The organism is Streptomyces sp. NBC_00019 (assembly GCF_045041015.1).
In the GTDB taxonomy this organism is placed as follows: Bacteria; Actinomycetota; Actinomycetes; order Streptomycetales; family Streptomycetaceae; genus Streptomyces.
Map to the genome: position 1 here is coordinate 491,623 of NZ_CP108302.1, position 13,887 is coordinate 505,509.

Below are 13,887 nucleotides of genomic sequence, written 5' to 3' on the forward strand. Positions count from 1 at the left end.
ACGAAGACCGCGATCTACAGTTGAAGTGCTAACCGACTGCGGCCGTCACTGGCCATGCCCCGCGGCCCAACAAATCGAGGACTAGCGCCGCGATGTTCCATGCGTCGTCCTCGCCGCGGTGATGGCGTCCCTCGAGCGGCAGCCCGGCGATCTGTAGAGCATGGTCCATACCGGGCTTCTTCCGCAGCCCGTACGCCGCGGCAAATACGGCCTTGGCGTTGGTATGGGTGCGTTCCGTTGGATAGCCGAACGGGTAGGCCACCCCGTCGGCCTGACTCTGTCGAGCAAATTGCCGACGGTCGTACTCGCCCCAGCTCGCCCAGGGGCGCTTCCCGGCCTCGTATTCCTCGACGAGGATCCGGCATGCCTCGGCGAAGGTGACGCCCCGTTCCACCTCGGCTTGCGTCAGTCCGGTCAGTTCAGTGCAGAAGTTACTCACCGCCGACCGGACAGGGCGGACCAGGACACGGTGCCGGGACACGCGGCGCCGTGCCGATACGTCCACGACGGTGAGACCGATCTCGATGATCTCGTTCACGGAGCCAGGCGGCGGCTGCCCATCCCAGCAGGTGGCCTCCACATCAATGACGTTCAACAGCGACGATTCATGGGGCATGGGGCCGAGGGTAGAGATGCGCGCCCGGTTCCGGCACCTCGTTTTCTCCACGTCCACACCGTCGCTGCCAACGCGACCTCTTCGAGCCGGGCCTCGCGCCTTGACCTGAACCAGGAGCGCGCCCTAATGCGGCAAGGCTTCGGCGACGATCGCCAAGGGCAACTACTTCACCAATGGTTGCGGATTCTCGTGACGCGCGAGGCAGAGGGACGTCGCAAGCGGGGCCCGCCCTCCTACAACCTGCCGCGTGCCGCCGGCGGCATGCCCCAGATCCGTCCGGGGCAGCAGCCGCTGCGCGGTGACCCTGGCCCGTTCAGGGCCGTACATCGACGAAGTCGCCGGCTGCTTTGGCGGGCCCGGTGGTGGCCGAGCCGGTGAAGTTCCAGCGCCAGTAGCCGTCCTTGACTGCTTTGACGGTGGTGCGCAGGTTGCCCGTACTGCTGGTGTTCACCGTGGCCACCGTGGTGTAGGTGCTGCTGCCCTTGGGGCGGAACTGCAGTTTCACTGCCCGGCCCGCATATCCCGCATACCTGTAGGTGTCCCAGTTGGCCCGCACCAGCTTGCCGGTGACGGTGATCTGCGCGCCCTTGGCGACCGGTTCCGGTGCCGCGTTGACTGTCAGCTGCGCAGCCCGCTTGAGGGAGAACGACGCTACGCCGGGGGAATAGGTGGAATCGCCGTCGTTGGCGTCGACCAAGGAGTCCACCGACCAGGTTCCCGCGTTGGCGTTGGCCAGGTCCACGGGGTCGTCGCTGCCGGGAGCCGGGTGGGCGTTGACGGTGAACACCGTCGTGCAGTCCGTGGCGGTCTCGCAGAACGCGTCGGTGGTGTAGAAACCGCCGTGCGGTCCTTTCAGGTCCACATCGACAAAGGACAGCCCGGAGTCATCCGATCCGGTGACCGTGACCGGGAACGCCACGTTGTGCGTGATCCCCACGATGACGTCATGCCCGGAGTTGATGACGGCACCGCTGACCACCGGCTCACTGCGTTCGGACGCGGCTTCAGCCGAAGCTCCCGCTCCCACCAGCACCACGGCGACGGCTCCCACAACGGCTCCGCGCCGTGCCGCGTTCCGGACGGGCTTGCGCCACGAGGGGTGCGTGGCGCGGGCGGGCGAGGAGACCTCGCGCTCGCCGAGTTGTCTCTGGCCCATCGGTGCGACGTAACGGCTCATGATTCCTCCACGGGCAACGCGCCATGGCCCAACCGCGCACCGAACGACGGCAGTTGGCGGCAGGCACAGCAAGCTGGTGTATGTCGCCTTCTACGACTACCGAACTGGCCCGATCGTTGCCCTGGATCGGAACCCGTACTCCGCCTTTCTGCGCAGTGCCCGATCCTGTCCGTGTACGCAGACTTGGCGGATCAGGAAGGCCAACGGCCGCATCAGATCGTGTGCCGGGACGGAGGGACGTGCAACGCGTCCTGGCCTCTGTAGGGCGCGTCCCCGCTGTCTGAACGGCACCATGCGAATCCTCAAGCCTCTCCAGCCGGGCATCGGCCGGCTGGAGAGGCCGCTGTCGGCGGAGGAGGCCGAGGCGCTTGCCCGTCAGGCCGCGGAGTTGGACGTCACCGTCAACACGCTGGTCGGGGCAGGTGGGCCTTGATACTGGCGGGGCTGCGAGTCAAGATCTCCCCCACCCGATCGGGCCGGGGTCGGCTCCTGGTCGGCTTGACGGTTCCGGGCCTGTCAGCCGGTCGACGGGTCCCGGAAAACGGGGTCGTCCGGACGGAAAGGCACCTCCAGCGCCACCGATACGACACAGTCGTATTCCGGCGCCGTATCGACGAAGCGCAAGATGTACTCCACCGAACTGTCCCGCGGAGGGGAGCACCGTCCCCGCGCCACGGACTGCCCTTGCGCGGCGAGCCGGGCCGGCCCGCGGGCCCGCAGCCATGCTTTGCGTCCAGGTCCGTCGGGCACGCCGAGCCCGAGCCCGACGGGGAAGCGACAGATTGCGTACACGATGAGATCGCCTCGCCCGACAGCGGCGAAGTGCAGTCGGCGGTCGGCCGGGGAGCTCGCGGTGAGGTCATGGGGCCGGCCGCAGTGCGGACAGGGGCCGTCAGCGAGGACGACGGCCCCTGGGTCGGCGTCCAACATCTGCCCGAGGAGGAGCCGCAGCCCCGCGCGGGCCATGAGGAGGCGACCTCCTTCAGCGTCCGCCATCTCCGCTGCAAAGTGGGCTCGTTCCTCGGGGGCGAGCCTTTCGCGCAGGGCTCGACGATCTTCCGACGACAGCGTCGACACCACGAACGCCCGCAGGGCGAGGGGTAGGACGCCCAGGTGGCGGGCGTTGGCGCTGCGCCACCGGAGGTAGGTGTGCAGGGCACGGGTCTGCACGGTGTGGTTGAGGTAGTTCGAGTTGGTGATGGTGAGCTGTCGCAACGGTTCGAAGCGGGCTTCGACCGAGTTCGCCCACGAGGCGTAGATCGGGTGAAGCACAGCTCGACCTTGTGTTTCTGCGCCCAGCGCCGGATGTCGGCGCCTTTGTTCGCGGACAGGTTGTCCAGGATCACGTAGATACGACCGAGGCCAACAGCATCATGGCCCTCCGGTAGCGCACCGAACTCGTCCTGCCCCGGCGCACGATCTGCTGCAGCTTCTACCCCTCCTGATCGGTCAGTCTGCGCACACGGACGGGCTCGGCCGCCGCACCCCCTGCGGTCAGATCGGACGTCGCCCCGCATCCATCCGCCGCGACCACCAAACCGGCGAGCCTCTGCGGTCACACCACTCGCAAGGGGGCCCTGCCGACTCACCGGACAGGACCTGCCCTACGCCTCGCCCCAGGCCCAACTCCTCCGTCGAACCGCCCGACCTGATCGCCACGGAGCACTCCCCCGGCGCTGCGCCTGCCGGGCCGAGCCCGTATACGGCTCGGCTATGCGGACTGGTGCTGCTGCCGAGCCCGGCGGCAGAGTGTCCGGTTATCACCGCTCCGCCGTAAATGCATGGACTGAGAGCCTTGTTCGACGGGACACTGCCCGCTTCCTCACCCCCGGGAGTGTGATGGGCACCTCTGACACGTACGGCTCCGCGCCAGGTAGGAGCGCGGTCCTGCTGGCGCTGCGCCACTACAACCGTGAACTCCTGCGCTTACGGTGGCTGGCACTGCCCGCACTGCTGCTGCCGGCCCTGGGCAACATCGGCATCCGCTACATCGCCCCCTTGCTGATCGCCAAGCTGGCGGGGCAGGCCGCCACGGACGGCGGCCTCACCCTCGACTCCGCGTCGCCGTACGTGCTGGGCTTCGGGGTGACGCTGCTGCTCTCCGAGGCCGTGTGGCGGGTCGGGCAGCACTGTCTGAACCGGGTGGCAGCGCTCGGCATGGAGCACCTCTACGTCGACGGCATGGACGAACTCCTGGCCAAGGACGCGGCGTTCTTCCACGACAACTTCGCCGGCTCCCTCACCAAGCGGGTCCTGAGTTACGGCAAGCGTTTCGAGGACTTCATCGACACGATGACGTACCGGATCGTCGGCAGTCTGGTGCCGTTGCTGTTCGGTGCCGCGGTGCTGTGGACCTACTCGCCGATGCTGGTCGTAGGCCTGCTCGTGATGATGGCACTGACCCTGGTGGCCGCGACCCCGCTGATCCGGCGCCGGCAACGGCTGGTCAACGAACGGGAGGCGGCGATCGCCCGCGTCTCCGGCCATGTCGCCGACAGCCTCATGAACATGGAGACCATCCGGGCGTTCGCGGCCGAACGGCGGGAAGGAGCCGAGCACCGCAGCCGTGTCGCGGAGTCCCGACGGCTGACGCTGAGGTCGTGGGACTACGGCAACCTGCGCGTCGACACCGTGATCGCGCCGCTGTCCGTCGCCACCAATGTGCTGGGGCTGGTGGTGGCGATCGCCTTCGGCGGTCCGGGGCTGGGGGTGGAGGGGGTTGTTGTCGCCTTCACCTACTACTCCCAGGCGACCGAGATCATGTTCGAGTTCAATCAGATCTACCGGCGCCTCGAAAGCTCGATGACCGAGGCGGCGCAGTTCACTGAGCTGCTGCTGGATCCGCCCACCGTGCTCGACCCGCCGACGCCGGAGCCGCTCGCGCCGCGTGACTCCGGTGTCCGCTTCGACAAGGTCACGTTCGCCCACGCAGGCGCGGCACCGATCTTCGAAGGGCTCGACCTGGACGTTCCGGCGGGTGCGCGGATCGGGCTGGTCGGCCGGTCCGGCGGCGGCAAGACCACCCTGACCCGCCTCCTGCTGCGGATGTCGGACGTCGACGGCGGACGCATCCTGATCGGCGGCCAGGACATCAGCCGGCTGCGCCAGACCGACCTGCGGTCGCTGATCGCCTACGTCCCCCAGGAACCCGCCATGTTCCACCGCCCGCTGCGGGACAACATCGCCTTCGCCCGGCCCGGCGCGTCGGACGAGGAGATCCTCGCGGCAGCCGAGGCGGCGCACGTCACGGAGTTCGCCGAGCAGCTCCCCGACGGCTTCAGGACGCTGGTGGGCGAGCGCGGCGTGAAGCTCTCGGGCGGCCAGCGCCAGCGTGTTGCCCTGGCCCGCGCCATCCTGCGGGACGCACCGGTCCTGCTGCTCGACGAAGCGACCAGCGCCCTGGACTCGGAGAGCGAGATCCTCGTCCAGGACGCGCTGTGGCGGCTGATGAAGGGGCGCACGGCGCTCGTGGTCGCACACCGGCTGAGCACCGTCGCGGGCATGGACCGTCTCGTCGTATTGGACCGCGGGAGCGTCGTCGAACAGGGCTCCCACGAAGAGCTGCTCACGGCACAGGGCGCCTACGCCAGGCTCTGGCAGCACCAGTCGGGCGGCTTCCTCGGCGAGAGCGACCAGAAGAACTCCGCCTGCCCGGACCAGGCGACCGGCCCAACGCCGCACGCTGGCCCTACGTTGCCGTCGCCCGCAGGGACCAAGACCGTGTGACCAGCACTGCCCCGGGTCAGGTCGCTGCCCGCCGGCCGAGCGGGACGTGCGGCAGTCGGCGCAGCACGTTGTCGCGCGGCATCCCCAGGCGGCCGCAGGCATGGCACCAGTCATCGGGGTCGACCGCTGGACAGAGCAACACGGCGTGGTCGGGACGCAGCTGTTGGCCGGCCACTTCCCAGCCGAGGTGAGCCAGTTGGCAGAACGTCGACAGGTCGGCAGGGCAGAAGGTGGCGTCGCGCACGAGCCCGGGGGCGCGACCCGCTGGTGATCGTCCGGTGGCGTTTGGTCGATCAAGTGCGGTCGTGCAGCGTGATCTGGTAGCCGTCGGGGTCGGCGAAGGTGAAGGTCCGGCCGAAGGGACCGTCGATCGGTGCGGAGACGATGGTGTGGCCGTCGGCGGCGAGCGCGTCGTGGATGGCCTGGACGTCGGTGGCGTGGAGCCAGATCGCGGCACCGATGCCGGGCTGAGCGACGGATGCGAGGTCGGTGCCGGGAATGACGTCGCGCAGGGCGAACGCGATCGGCTTCGTCTCGAAGACGACGGCGTGCGGCGGTCCGGCCGGCGAGCGGACGAGGCCCAGGTACTCCTCGTAGAACGCCTGCGAAACGTCGAGGTCGCGCACTTGGAGCGAGATGAAGTCGGGTCCGGTGGCGGGCATGATGACACTCCTTGTTTGCATGTCAGTTTTCTGACACGCAGGAACGTATGTCAGAATACTGACATGAGTCAAGAAGGTGTCGGCGTCGACCTGGAGACGTCACTGGGCTACCTGCTCAAGGAAGCCTCGAGCGCCCTCCGCGCGGCCATGGAGGAAGTGCTGCGGCCGCTCGGGATGAGCGTGACACACTACTCCTGCCTCGAGCTGCTGGCGCAACGACCGGGCTTGTCGAACTCCGAGCTCGCGCGGGGCGCGTTCGTGACACGGCAGACGATGAACGTGCTGCTCCAGGCCCTGGAACGAGACGGCTACGTGACCAGGCCTGCGGAGGCACCCGTCGGGAAGGCCCTTCCCACGCGGCTCACGCCTCGCGGCCGGCGAAGCCTCGTCGAGGCGAGCGCGGCCGTCCGGTCCGTCGAGGCCAGAATGCTGGCCGACCTGACCGAGACCGAGCAGTCAGAGGCGTTCCGGATCCTGCACAGCATGATCCATTCCCTGCGCGGTGACAACGAGAGCGCATAGCTCGCTCCGCGGCGCACGTCACATTGCGCCCGGACAGGAGTGCAACCGAGCCTCAAATCCGTGTCGGCGACCGCGTGTGGGCGGGGTGAGGTCCTGACTTACGGTGCCTACGGTGTTCGGGACGTGGTGATGTCTGGCGTCCCAACCAACCGTAGGCAGTCGCTCTTCCGGTATCAGGTGTCGATGCTGCGGCCTGTGGGGTAGCCGATCTCAGCCATGTCCTTTGCCAGGGCATCCATCTCCACCTCCGGGTTCAAAGCCGCAACCACCTCGCTCGTCAAAGGACGCAGTGCAAACACGTGCTGAACGGCTGCGAGGGGCACCGGGATTTCGTAGTAGTCCTCGGCGTAGCCCTGGAATGCTTCCGGAGCCCGGTCGGCCAGGAGTCGGAACAGGTACTCGGAGCCATCCGGATCGCCGGCACCGTCGTCGGGAAACTCGATCGTCCCCGCCTTCCAAGCCCCATCGCCCCGTTCTCGCCACGCGCAGGCGGTCACGGACGGCATTCCGTCCTCGTCTGCGAACGCGGGCTCTTCGACGCAGGAACGGAAGATGTCCGGGACGTCGTCCAGGACGCCTGGCCACGGCCCGTCGTTGGCGTAGGGGCTCATAGGCGACTCGTGCGCGAAGCCACGGATGTAGGCGCCAACGTCCGAGAAGACGATGGAGAACTCGTCGCCTGATCCGTTGCGCATCGAGGCCATCTCTTCTCCGGCGGACCAGTGCGCGTCGAAGGAGTAGTGCCGATCGGCCCATTCCGGGCTGAGTATCGCTTCCAGCATCGCCATCGAACGGCAGTGATCGCGAAGCGCGGAGATCTCGGGCAGCCGCTGGGCAACATGGTGAATGGTCATGTGTGCATCCAACATCAGGGGTCTGACACTCACGGCGGCGCGGAGTGTCGAGCGACGCGACGCGGAGCGGGGCTTCCTGGTCCCGGTGCGTCACCGACCACACGTACACCAGCGGCAGCGTGCCCAACCGCATCTCCCCCACTGGTGGGTGCAAAGCACCGGGTGCGCCGCGAACAGCTGGCTCACCTGACCGAGCCCGCTCGCGTCCGACAAGCAGCGCCACCCTGCCGGTCGGGCCGCCCGCTCGACACCCACCCGTCGCGACGGATCGCCTTCTCTGGTTGCGCAACGCCCCTCGGGCGGCCGGCTGTTACACCGTGTCCGCCCATTTCCGGATGAGCGCGCCTCACTGGACGGGCGGACGCCGACCGCTTCCGGGTCGGTGTACATGCCCGCGTACGCCTACGCGATGACGTGATCCGGGGTGCCGAGCATGGTACGGATGTGAGCGGTACGCAGACCGAGCGGGGCCTGGGCGGAGAAGGCCCCGGCGACGAAGTCGGCCGCCGCACGCGACCCCTGCTCCTGGTACTCGGCCAACCGGCCCGGAATCTCGTCCACTTCTGCGCCGTGCGCGCCGTGAGCCGGGTCGAGCGCGACGACCGAGCGCACGAGTTCAGGGTGCCGGACGGCGAGTGCGTTGACCACCTGGCCGCCCATCGAATGGCCGACGGCCACCGCCGGGCCGCAGTGGAGGGTCTCGACCAGCGCGGCCAGGTCGTCCGCCATCTCCAGCGGTGTGTTGCCCTGTGCCGGCACCTCGGAGCGGCCGTGGCCGCGCAGGTCGGGCACGATCACGCGGAAGCGGTCGGCCAGGGACTCGGCGTGGGGCGACCATTCGCGTCCGTCGCCGCCCCAGCCGTGGACCAGCAGCAGGGCGGGGCCGTCGGCGGGCCCCAGGCCCGTGCAGAACAGGCGGATGCGGCCGAGGTCGATCACTCGTGTCCCCTCCGGTATGTGGCGTACGCGAAGTCCGCGTGCGGGCCCTCGATCGAGGACGAAGTGGCCAGGTGGTTGGGTGGGCCTCCGGCCCCCGGCTTAGGTGTCGACCACGGTGAAGGGGAGGTGGAGGAAGCCGTCCTCGTACGACAGTCCGGACGCCGAGATGCCTTCGGAGTCCCGCACACCGGTCAGATCGAGCAGTCGCCGGTTCTCCAACACTCCTTCCAGCGCTCGCCAGTTGACCAGGTCCCGCGAGCGGTGGCCGCGGACGTCGGGGTACTGCTCGAAGGTCAAGGGGGTTGCGGATCGCGTGGGGCCGTTCGGAACTCAGAGGGAGAACAGGAGGGTGCCGAAGCCCGGGTGGTCGCACTGGGCGGCGGCGCCCTCGGGCCGCAGTCGGTCCGCCACTTGGGCGGTGTACGGAGCTGCCTTGCCCGCCCGCTTGACGTAGTGGTTGTACGCGATCTCGTAGATGGGCCGGAACGTGCCCCGGCCGTCGGAGGAAGCGGCGGACCAGTGGCAGTTACATCGGCCGAACGCGGCGTCGTACGGGACGGTGTTGCCGAGGTTGTACTTCGCCGTGTATTCGTAGCCGGACAGCAACAGCGAGCCGGAGGCGCCGTACAGGTCGAGGCCCTGGATCCAGCCGGTCTGGCAGATCTCGGCCAGGGAGCCGAGGATCAGCTGGGTGTGGGCCTGGTCGCGGCCGGACTCGCAGCACTGGCCGGTGCCGGACTGGATCAACTTCGTCAGTCCACAGCAGCTGTTGGTGTAGAAGGCGTTGTAGGCGTCGTTGAACAGGGTGAGGTTGTTGCAGGCGACCACGATCTGGAGCATGCCTTTGAGGCCCATCAGGCCGTAGCCGCCGTCGCCGTAGATGTTGATGAGTGGAACGAAGATGGCCCGACTGGCGGCATGGGGACCCGGCGAAGCTTCGGGAGCACCTCGAATGGCCGGTCGGAGGCGTCCTTGGAGCAGTTCAGCACGGCTACTGGCATCCGACGTGGGGGCAGCAGCCCGCGGATGCGGATGAAGCCCACCACAAAGCTACGCTGATGCCGGCCCAGGTACCGAAGCTCGTGCCCGTGTACGCGCACCGTTTCCTGCCTGCCGGTCACGGCTCCCACGGGCACCCAGTCATGTCCATCTGGGGCACTGACATCATCTATTACGGCGCTGACTTGGCCGACTACATCAACCACGAATTCGACGACTTCAGCGCGCATACCCCTGACAGCTGGAACCCCAGAGCCACTGTGGCCTTTTGGCAGGACTTCCTGGAGTAGCCTCTCCGGATCGGGAGACACGGGCTCGGGCAGCGCGCCGTCATTGCAGCCTGGTGATCACTGGCACGCCTTGTTCGGCATGCACATCTCGCAGGAACCGTCCGAGATCGTGACCGCTGACGCGGATCCGGTCGGGCGTGCCGACCCGGTGGGCGTCGAAGGCGCCTCAGCGGAACTGGGCCGCCGGCCCGGCAGACCCACCGCCCGACGCTTGCGCGGCTTCCTCAGGAGCGCCTTGATCCAGCGCTGGATGTCCGAGGCGGCAGGGTGTCCCGGTCGAGGTGGACGCGCGCTGTGGACGGGTGCTGGTGTCGATGCGGCGCCTCGGGCCAAAGGTTCCTGCTCTTGACAGGGACCGACATACAGGCGTCGAAGTAGTGCAGGAATCGAAGCCGGCCAGCCACTCTGCCGAACTGCGGGGCTGGCGGCACCACAAGTGCGGCGCTGGGCCCCTGCGCGGGCGTACCGGAGCGGGAACGGAACGTGCCGGGCCCTGACGATGTCGGCCGTTTGCCGGGCGGCGCCCCACGGAGACGCCCAGTGAGGCGCAGCCCGTCCTCGGTCAGCCGTCTTGGCCCTGCGGTCCGACGAACTGCATGTCCAGGTGAAGCTTGACGACATCGCCGAGGAGTCCGGCGCCGAAGTCCAGTCCGAAGTCGCTGCGCCGGATCTCACCCGTCGCCTCGAACCCGGCGTGCTTCCTCTGGTCCACAGGGTGGTCCACCACCCCACCGAACTCGACGGCGAGCGTGACCGGGCAGGTCACGTCCCCGATGGTCAGATCCCCCGCCATCGTCCAGTCCTCGCCCTCTCCGGACACCCGAGTCGAGCGGAACGCCATCGTCGGCCGCTTCTCCACATCGAGCAGCTCGGCGGAGCGGGTGTGCGCATCGCGGTCGGAGTTGCCGGTGTCGATGGAGGCGAGAGCGATCTCGGCGCTCACCCGCACGTCGTCGAGGGTCTCACCGACGTACAGCCCGGTCTTGAACTCGGTGAACCGGCCCCGCACCTTGGCGATCCCGAGGTGGCGGATGGTGAAGTTGACCGCAGAGTGAAACGGATCGAGTTCCCAGTAGCCCGGGGAGAGCGGCAGCGCGTCGACGGAAACGGCGGTGATGTTCGCGGAGTTGTCATTGCTCATGGCTTCATCGTGCGAGCCCCGAGGCGGGTAAGGGAGGCCGGGCGAATGGTGGTAGTGGCAGGGCCATCCTCCGCGACGACACGCGTTGTACGGTTCGACAGGTGAACGACAACGAGTTGGGCACCTTCCTGCGAGCCCGCCGTGAGGCTGTCACCCCCGCCGAGGTGGGTTTGCCCGCGGGCCTGCGCCGCCGTACGCCGGGGCTTCGCCGGGCCGAGCTCGCCACGCTCGCCGACATCAGCGTCGAGTACCTCACCCGGCTCGAACAGGGCCGCGACCGCAACCCCTCGCCCCAGGTCCTCAGCGCCCTCGGCGACGCGCTGCGTCTGTCGCACGCGGACCGTCTCCTGTTGCACCGGCTGGCCAAGGATCACGGCGATGCCAAGGCGGTGTGTCAGTCGATCACCGTGCCGCCGGCACGCACGGTGCGCCCCACCTTCCAGGCGCTTCTCGACCGCCTGGAGCCCGCACCGGCTGTCCTGCTCAACTGGATCGGTGACATCGTGGCCTGCACCCAGGGCTATGAGCGGTACGCCCGCCCGCTCGGCCTGCTCGACGGCGAGCCGCCCAACATGATGCGGTATCTGTTCACCGATGCCCGGGCACGCGCGGTGTACCCGGGATGGGACAGGATGGCCGACGAGCAGGTCGCCCACCTGCGCAACGAGGCCTCGCCGCACGACCCGTATGTAGCCGCCCTGTCCGAGGAGTTGACCGCGACGGTGGGAGCGACGTTCAGCGACCGACTCGCCGTTCCGGCCCTGCCCACCCGATTCGGGACCGAGCTCGTCGACCACCCCGAGGTGGGCCGCCTCCGCCTGTCGTACGAGACGCTCGCGCTCTCGGACGAGGGCCAGCGCCTCGTCGTGCACTTCCCGGCCGACGAGGCCACGGCCACCGCGCTCGACCGTCTCAACGGCCGCAGGCCCGGAGCACTGCGAGCGGTGAGCGGCTGACGGCGACGGGGTAGCCCCGGTCGGCCCGATCCCTTCGCCAGCTGTCACGCCGCTCCGTCATTCACCCGGCTCGTCAGCTTGCCGAGTTACTACCCCCCGCCTTGCCGCCGACCGGAGGAAGAAGGGCTCCGGCGGCGGTCGGCCCGTCGGCCACGACGCCGGTCTCTGCAAGGAGGGGAACACCGTCCAGCGCCTGCCCAACAAGCTCGAGGCCTGGGAAGGTATCGCCACCGATACGACAAGGCCCCGGACTACTACCTCTCGGGCCTCCACCTGCGCGCCTCGATGATCTGGATCAAAGACAGCACCAACAGCGCCGGCAGAAACGCCCAGAAGGCGCGAGGACTGGCCCGCGCCGTCGGCCGACCAAGCCGACCTGGCGTGCTTCAGCCGCGTGTTCAGGTGATGGCCGAGTAGGGGGTTCAGGCGCTCGGCCAGGTGCTGAGGGCCTGATCGGCGACGCGGTGCATGTCTTCTCGGCTGGCGCCGCCGGCGGCCTGCACGGCGAGGCCCTGCCCGACGGTGTTCACATAGCGGGCGAGGGTTTCCGGGTCGGCGGTGGGGGGCAGGTCGCCCTCGGCCTGGGCCTGTTCGAACCGTTTCCGCAGGGCGGCTACTCCGGCCTCGCGGCGTTCGGCCAGGTCGCGGCGGACCGGTTCGCTTTCCGGGCCGGCTGCCAGCGCGGACTGCACCAGCAGGCAGCCGCGCGGGCAGCCGGGGGTGGTGTGGGCGTCCACGGCTCCATGCAGCATCGCTTCGGCCACCTGCCGGGCGGTGGGCAGCTCAAGAGCCGGGGCCACGAAGGCTCCGGGGCCTTCCACATAGCGGTCGACAGCCTTGCGGAACAGCTCCTCCTTGTTGCCGAAGGCGGCGTAGATGCTGCGCCGGTTGATCCCCATGGCCTCGGTCAGCGCGGCGAGCGAGGCGCCCTCGTAGCCCTCGGCCCAAAACAGCCGCATCGCCACGTCCAGCGCCTCGTCGGTGTCGAAGGACCGGGGCCGTCCCGTGCTGGGCATCGAAGCCTCCTTGAGAAAAGTTCGCCGCTACGGAAGGAATCCCGTGGTTGCTCAGGTTAGTGTCATCGTGGTTATAGTAACCGAACGGTTCGGTTCGTAAGTGAAGTGTTGAAGAAATCGGAGACCCCTATGAGCCCCCAGCTCGCCCCCAACACCAACCAGTCAGGCGTACGTCCGCTCGACGGCAAAACCGCCTTGGTCACGGGCGGGTCCCGGGGTATCGGTGCTGCGATCGTGCGCCGTCTGACCGCGGACGGCGCCCAGGTCGCCTTCACCTATGCCAGCGCCAAGGAACAGGCCGACGCCGTGGCCGAGGCGACGGGAGCCCTGGCCGTGCAGGCGGACAACGCGGACCACGAAGCCGTCCGGGCCGCAGTCAGCCGCACCGCAAAGCACTTCGGCGGACTGGACATCCTCGTCAACAACGCGGGCGTCGCCCACATCGCGCCGATCGAGGACTTCCCGCTGGAGGAGTTCGACCGGCTCATCGCGGTCAACGTCCGGGGCGTGTTCAGTGCCGTCCAGGCCGCCACTCCCCACCTCGGCCAGGGCGGTCGCATCATCACCATCGGCAGCGTCATCGTCGACCGCGTCCCCTTCCCCGGCGCCAGCGTCTACGCCCTGACCAAGGCCGCCGTCGCCGGTCTCACCCGCGGCCTGGCCCGCGAACTCGGTCCGCACGGCATCACCGTCAACAACGTGCAGCCCGGCCCCACCGCTACGGACATGACCCCTGACTCCGGACCGTACGCGGAAGCCCTGAAGCAGCTCATGCCGCTCGACCACTTCGCCGAGCCCGCCGACATCGCCAGCGCCGTCGCCTATCTCGCCGGCCCCGAAGCCCACTTCATCACCGGCACCAGTTGGAACGTCGACGGCGGCATCGCTGTCTGACCGCCCACCCCAGGCGGCCGCAAGCAGGCGCGGTCCACCGGCCTCCAGCCGCACTGCCGTGCACGACGACACCCCCTGTCACAAAGGACGTACCA

General features: G+C 68.6%; 16 protein-coding genes and 2 pseudogenes. 7 read left to right on the top strand and 11 right to left on the bottom strand.

The window, feature by feature from the left end; all coding sequences use genetic code 11:
* Window positions 1-28: 28 nt before the first annotated feature.
* Entirely contained in the window at window positions 29-616 is a 588-nt protein-coding gene (locus OHU89_RS02280; protein WP_405639288.1) for an exonuclease domain-containing protein, read from the bottom strand.
* A 313-nt stretch (window positions 617-929) separates the two neighbouring features.
* A complete protein-coding gene (locus OHU89_RS02285) occupies window positions 930-1,793 on the bottom strand; it encodes a calcium-binding protein (RefSeq protein ID WP_405639290.1) in 864 nt (287 codons plus the stop codon).
* Window positions 1,794-2,085: 292 nt separating this feature from the next.
* Between OHU89_RS02285 and OHU89_RS02290 the strand changes: the two genes are divergently transcribed.
* The gene (locus OHU89_RS02290) at window positions 2,086-2,226 is read left to right on the top strand and encodes a hypothetical protein (RefSeq protein ID WP_405639292.1); all 141 of its coding nucleotides are present in this window, start codon (window positions 2,086-2,088) and stop codon (window positions 2,224-2,226) included.
* A gap of 668 nt (window positions 2,227-2,894) precedes the next feature.
* Here the strand turns inward: OHU89_RS02290 and OHU89_RS02295 are convergent.
* Window positions 2,895-3,145 (bottom strand): annotated as a pseudogene (locus OHU89_RS02295) (transposase); the annotation flags it as partial.
* A gap of 487 nt (window positions 3,146-3,632) precedes the next feature.
* Here OHU89_RS02295 and OHU89_RS02300 point away from each other — a divergent pair.
* Entirely contained in the window at window positions 3,633-5,519 is a 1,887-nt protein-coding gene (locus OHU89_RS02300; RefSeq protein WP_405639294.1) for an ABC transporter ATP-binding protein, read from the top strand.
* Between the two features lie 16 nt (window positions 5,520-5,535).
* On the opposite strand, the gene OHU89_RS02305 is transcribed toward OHU89_RS02300, so the two are convergent.
* Together OHU89_RS02305 and OHU89_RS02310 are read right to left on the bottom strand one after the other, a co-directional pair.
* Complete coding sequence (locus OHU89_RS02305) at window positions 5,536-5,763, bottom strand: hypothetical protein (protein WP_405639296.1); 228 nt, start codon at window positions 5,761-5,763, stop codon at window positions 5,536-5,538.
* A gap of 49 nt (window positions 5,764-5,812) precedes the next feature.
* Complete coding sequence (locus tag OHU89_RS02310) at window positions 5,813-6,181, bottom strand: VOC family protein (protein ID WP_405639298.1); 369 nt, start codon at window positions 6,179-6,181, stop codon at window positions 5,813-5,815.
* 63 nt (window positions 6,182-6,244) lie between these two features.
* Here OHU89_RS02310 and OHU89_RS02315 point away from each other — a divergent pair, with 63 nt between their 5' ends.
* Window positions 6,245-6,703 (top strand): MarR family winged helix-turn-helix transcriptional regulator, encoded by a 459-nt coding sequence (locus tag OHU89_RS02315; RefSeq protein ID WP_405639300.1) that lies wholly within the window; start codon window positions 6,245-6,247, stop codon window positions 6,701-6,703.
* A 173-nt stretch (window positions 6,704-6,876) separates the two neighbouring features.
* Here the strand turns inward: OHU89_RS02315 and OHU89_RS02320 are convergent, their stop codons facing one another.
* The 4 genes from OHU89_RS02320 to OHU89_RS02335 form a co-directional block, all read right to left on the bottom strand.
* Entirely contained in the window at window positions 6,877-7,557 is a 681-nt protein-coding gene (locus OHU89_RS02320) for a hypothetical protein (protein ID WP_405639302.1), read from the bottom strand.
* Between the two features lie 402 nt (window positions 7,558-7,959).
* The gene (locus tag OHU89_RS02325; protein ID WP_405639304.1) at window positions 7,960-8,496 is read right to left on the bottom strand and encodes an alpha/beta fold hydrolase; all 537 of its coding nucleotides are present in this window, start codon (window positions 8,494-8,496) and stop codon (window positions 7,960-7,962) included.
* Between the two features lie 99 nt (window positions 8,497-8,595).
* Window positions 8,596-8,793, bottom strand: coding sequence for a hypothetical protein (locus OHU89_RS02330; protein WP_405639306.1), 198 nt, complete (start codon window positions 8,791-8,793; stop codon window positions 8,596-8,598).
* A 33-nt stretch (window positions 8,794-8,826) separates the two neighbouring features.
* Complete coding sequence (locus OHU89_RS02335; RefSeq protein ID WP_405639308.1) at window positions 8,827-9,336, bottom strand: hypothetical protein; 510 nt, start codon at window positions 9,334-9,336, stop codon at window positions 8,827-8,829.
* A 218-nt stretch (window positions 9,337-9,554) separates the two neighbouring features.
* Here OHU89_RS02335 and OHU89_RS02340 point away from each other — a divergent pair, with 218 nt between their 5' ends.
* Window positions 9,555-9,785 carry a hypothetical protein gene (locus tag OHU89_RS02340; protein WP_405639310.1) on the top strand — a complete coding sequence of 77 codons (231 nt, stop codon included), beginning with the start codon at window positions 9,555-9,557 and terminating at the stop codon, window positions 9,783-9,785.
* A gap of 562 nt (window positions 9,786-10,347) precedes the next feature.
* On the opposite strand, the gene OHU89_RS02345 is transcribed toward OHU89_RS02340, so the two are convergent.
* Window positions 10,348-10,926 (bottom strand): YceI family protein, encoded by a 579-nt coding sequence (locus tag OHU89_RS02345; protein ID WP_405639312.1) that lies wholly within the window; start codon window positions 10,924-10,926, stop codon window positions 10,348-10,350.
* Between the two features lie 101 nt (window positions 10,927-11,027).
* On the opposite strand from OHU89_RS02345, the gene OHU89_RS02350 reads away from it, so the two are divergent.
* The gene (locus OHU89_RS02350; RefSeq protein ID WP_405639314.1) at window positions 11,028-11,882 is read left to right on the top strand and encodes a helix-turn-helix domain-containing protein; all 855 of its coding nucleotides are present in this window, start codon (window positions 11,028-11,030) and stop codon (window positions 11,880-11,882) included.
* Between the two features lie 103 nt (window positions 11,883-11,985).
* Window positions 11,986-12,200: pseudogene (locus OHU89_RS02355) on the top strand (IS5/IS1182 family transposase); the annotation flags it as partial.
* A 104-nt stretch (window positions 12,201-12,304) separates the two neighbouring features.
* Here OHU89_RS02355 and OHU89_RS02360 read toward each other — a convergent pair.
* Window positions 12,305-12,898 carry a TetR/AcrR family transcriptional regulator gene (locus tag OHU89_RS02360; RefSeq protein ID WP_405639316.1) on the bottom strand — a complete coding sequence of 198 codons (594 nt, stop codon included), beginning with the start codon at window positions 12,896-12,898 and terminating at the stop codon, window positions 12,305-12,307.
* A 129-nt stretch (window positions 12,899-13,027) separates the two neighbouring features.
* Between OHU89_RS02360 and OHU89_RS02365 the strand changes: the two genes are divergently transcribed.
* Window positions 13,028-13,792, top strand: a complete 765-nt coding sequence (locus OHU89_RS02365) for a 3-oxoacyl-ACP reductase family protein (RefSeq protein WP_405639318.1) — start codon at window positions 13,028-13,030, stop codon at window positions 13,790-13,792.
* Window positions 13,793-13,887: the final 95 nt, after the last annotated feature.

Excerpts from the sequence above, each read along its gene's own strand:
- OHU89_RS02320 (WP_405639302.1), bottom strand. The coding sequence starts at position 7,557 with ATGACCATTCACCATGTTGCCCAGCGGCTGCCCGAGATCTCCGCGCTT.
- OHU89_RS02280 (WP_405639288.1), bottom strand. The coding sequence starts at position 616 with ATGCCCCATGAATCGTCGCTGTTGAACGTCATTGATGTGGAGGCCACC.
- OHU89_RS02360 (WP_405639316.1), bottom strand. The coding sequence starts at position 12,898 with ATGCCCAGCACGGGACGGCCCCGGTCCTTCGACACCGACGAGGCGCTG.
- OHU89_RS02340 (WP_405639310.1), top strand. The coding sequence starts at position 9,555 with ATGCCGGCCCAGGTACCGAAGCTCGTGCCCGTGTACGCGCACCGTTTC.
- OHU89_RS02285 (WP_405639290.1), bottom strand. The coding sequence starts at position 1,793 with ATGAGCCGTTACGTCGCACCGATGGGCCAGAGACAACTCGGCGAGCGC.
- OHU89_RS02345 (WP_405639312.1), bottom strand. The coding sequence starts at position 10,926 with ATGAGCAATGACAACTCCGCGAACATCACCGCCGTTTCCGTCGACGCG.
- OHU89_RS02335 (WP_405639308.1), bottom strand. The coding sequence starts at position 9,336 with ATGCTCCAGATCGTGGTCGCCTGCAACAACCTCACCCTGTTCAACGAC.
- OHU89_RS02315 (WP_405639300.1), top strand. The coding sequence starts at position 6,245 with ATGAGTCAAGAAGGTGTCGGCGTCGACCTGGAGACGTCACTGGGCTAC.
- OHU89_RS02310 (WP_405639298.1), bottom strand. The coding sequence starts at position 6,181 with ATGCCCGCCACCGGACCCGACTTCATCTCGCTCCAAGTGCGCGACCTC.
- OHU89_RS02365 (WP_405639318.1), top strand. The coding sequence starts at position 13,028 with ATGAGCCCCCAGCTCGCCCCCAACACCAACCAGTCAGGCGTACGTCCG.
- OHU89_RS02290 (WP_405639292.1), top strand. The coding sequence starts at position 2,086 with ATGCGAATCCTCAAGCCTCTCCAGCCGGGCATCGGCCGGCTGGAGAGG.
- OHU89_RS02300 (WP_405639294.1), top strand. The coding sequence starts at position 3,633 with ATGGGCACCTCTGACACGTACGGCTCCGCGCCAGGTAGGAGCGCGGTC.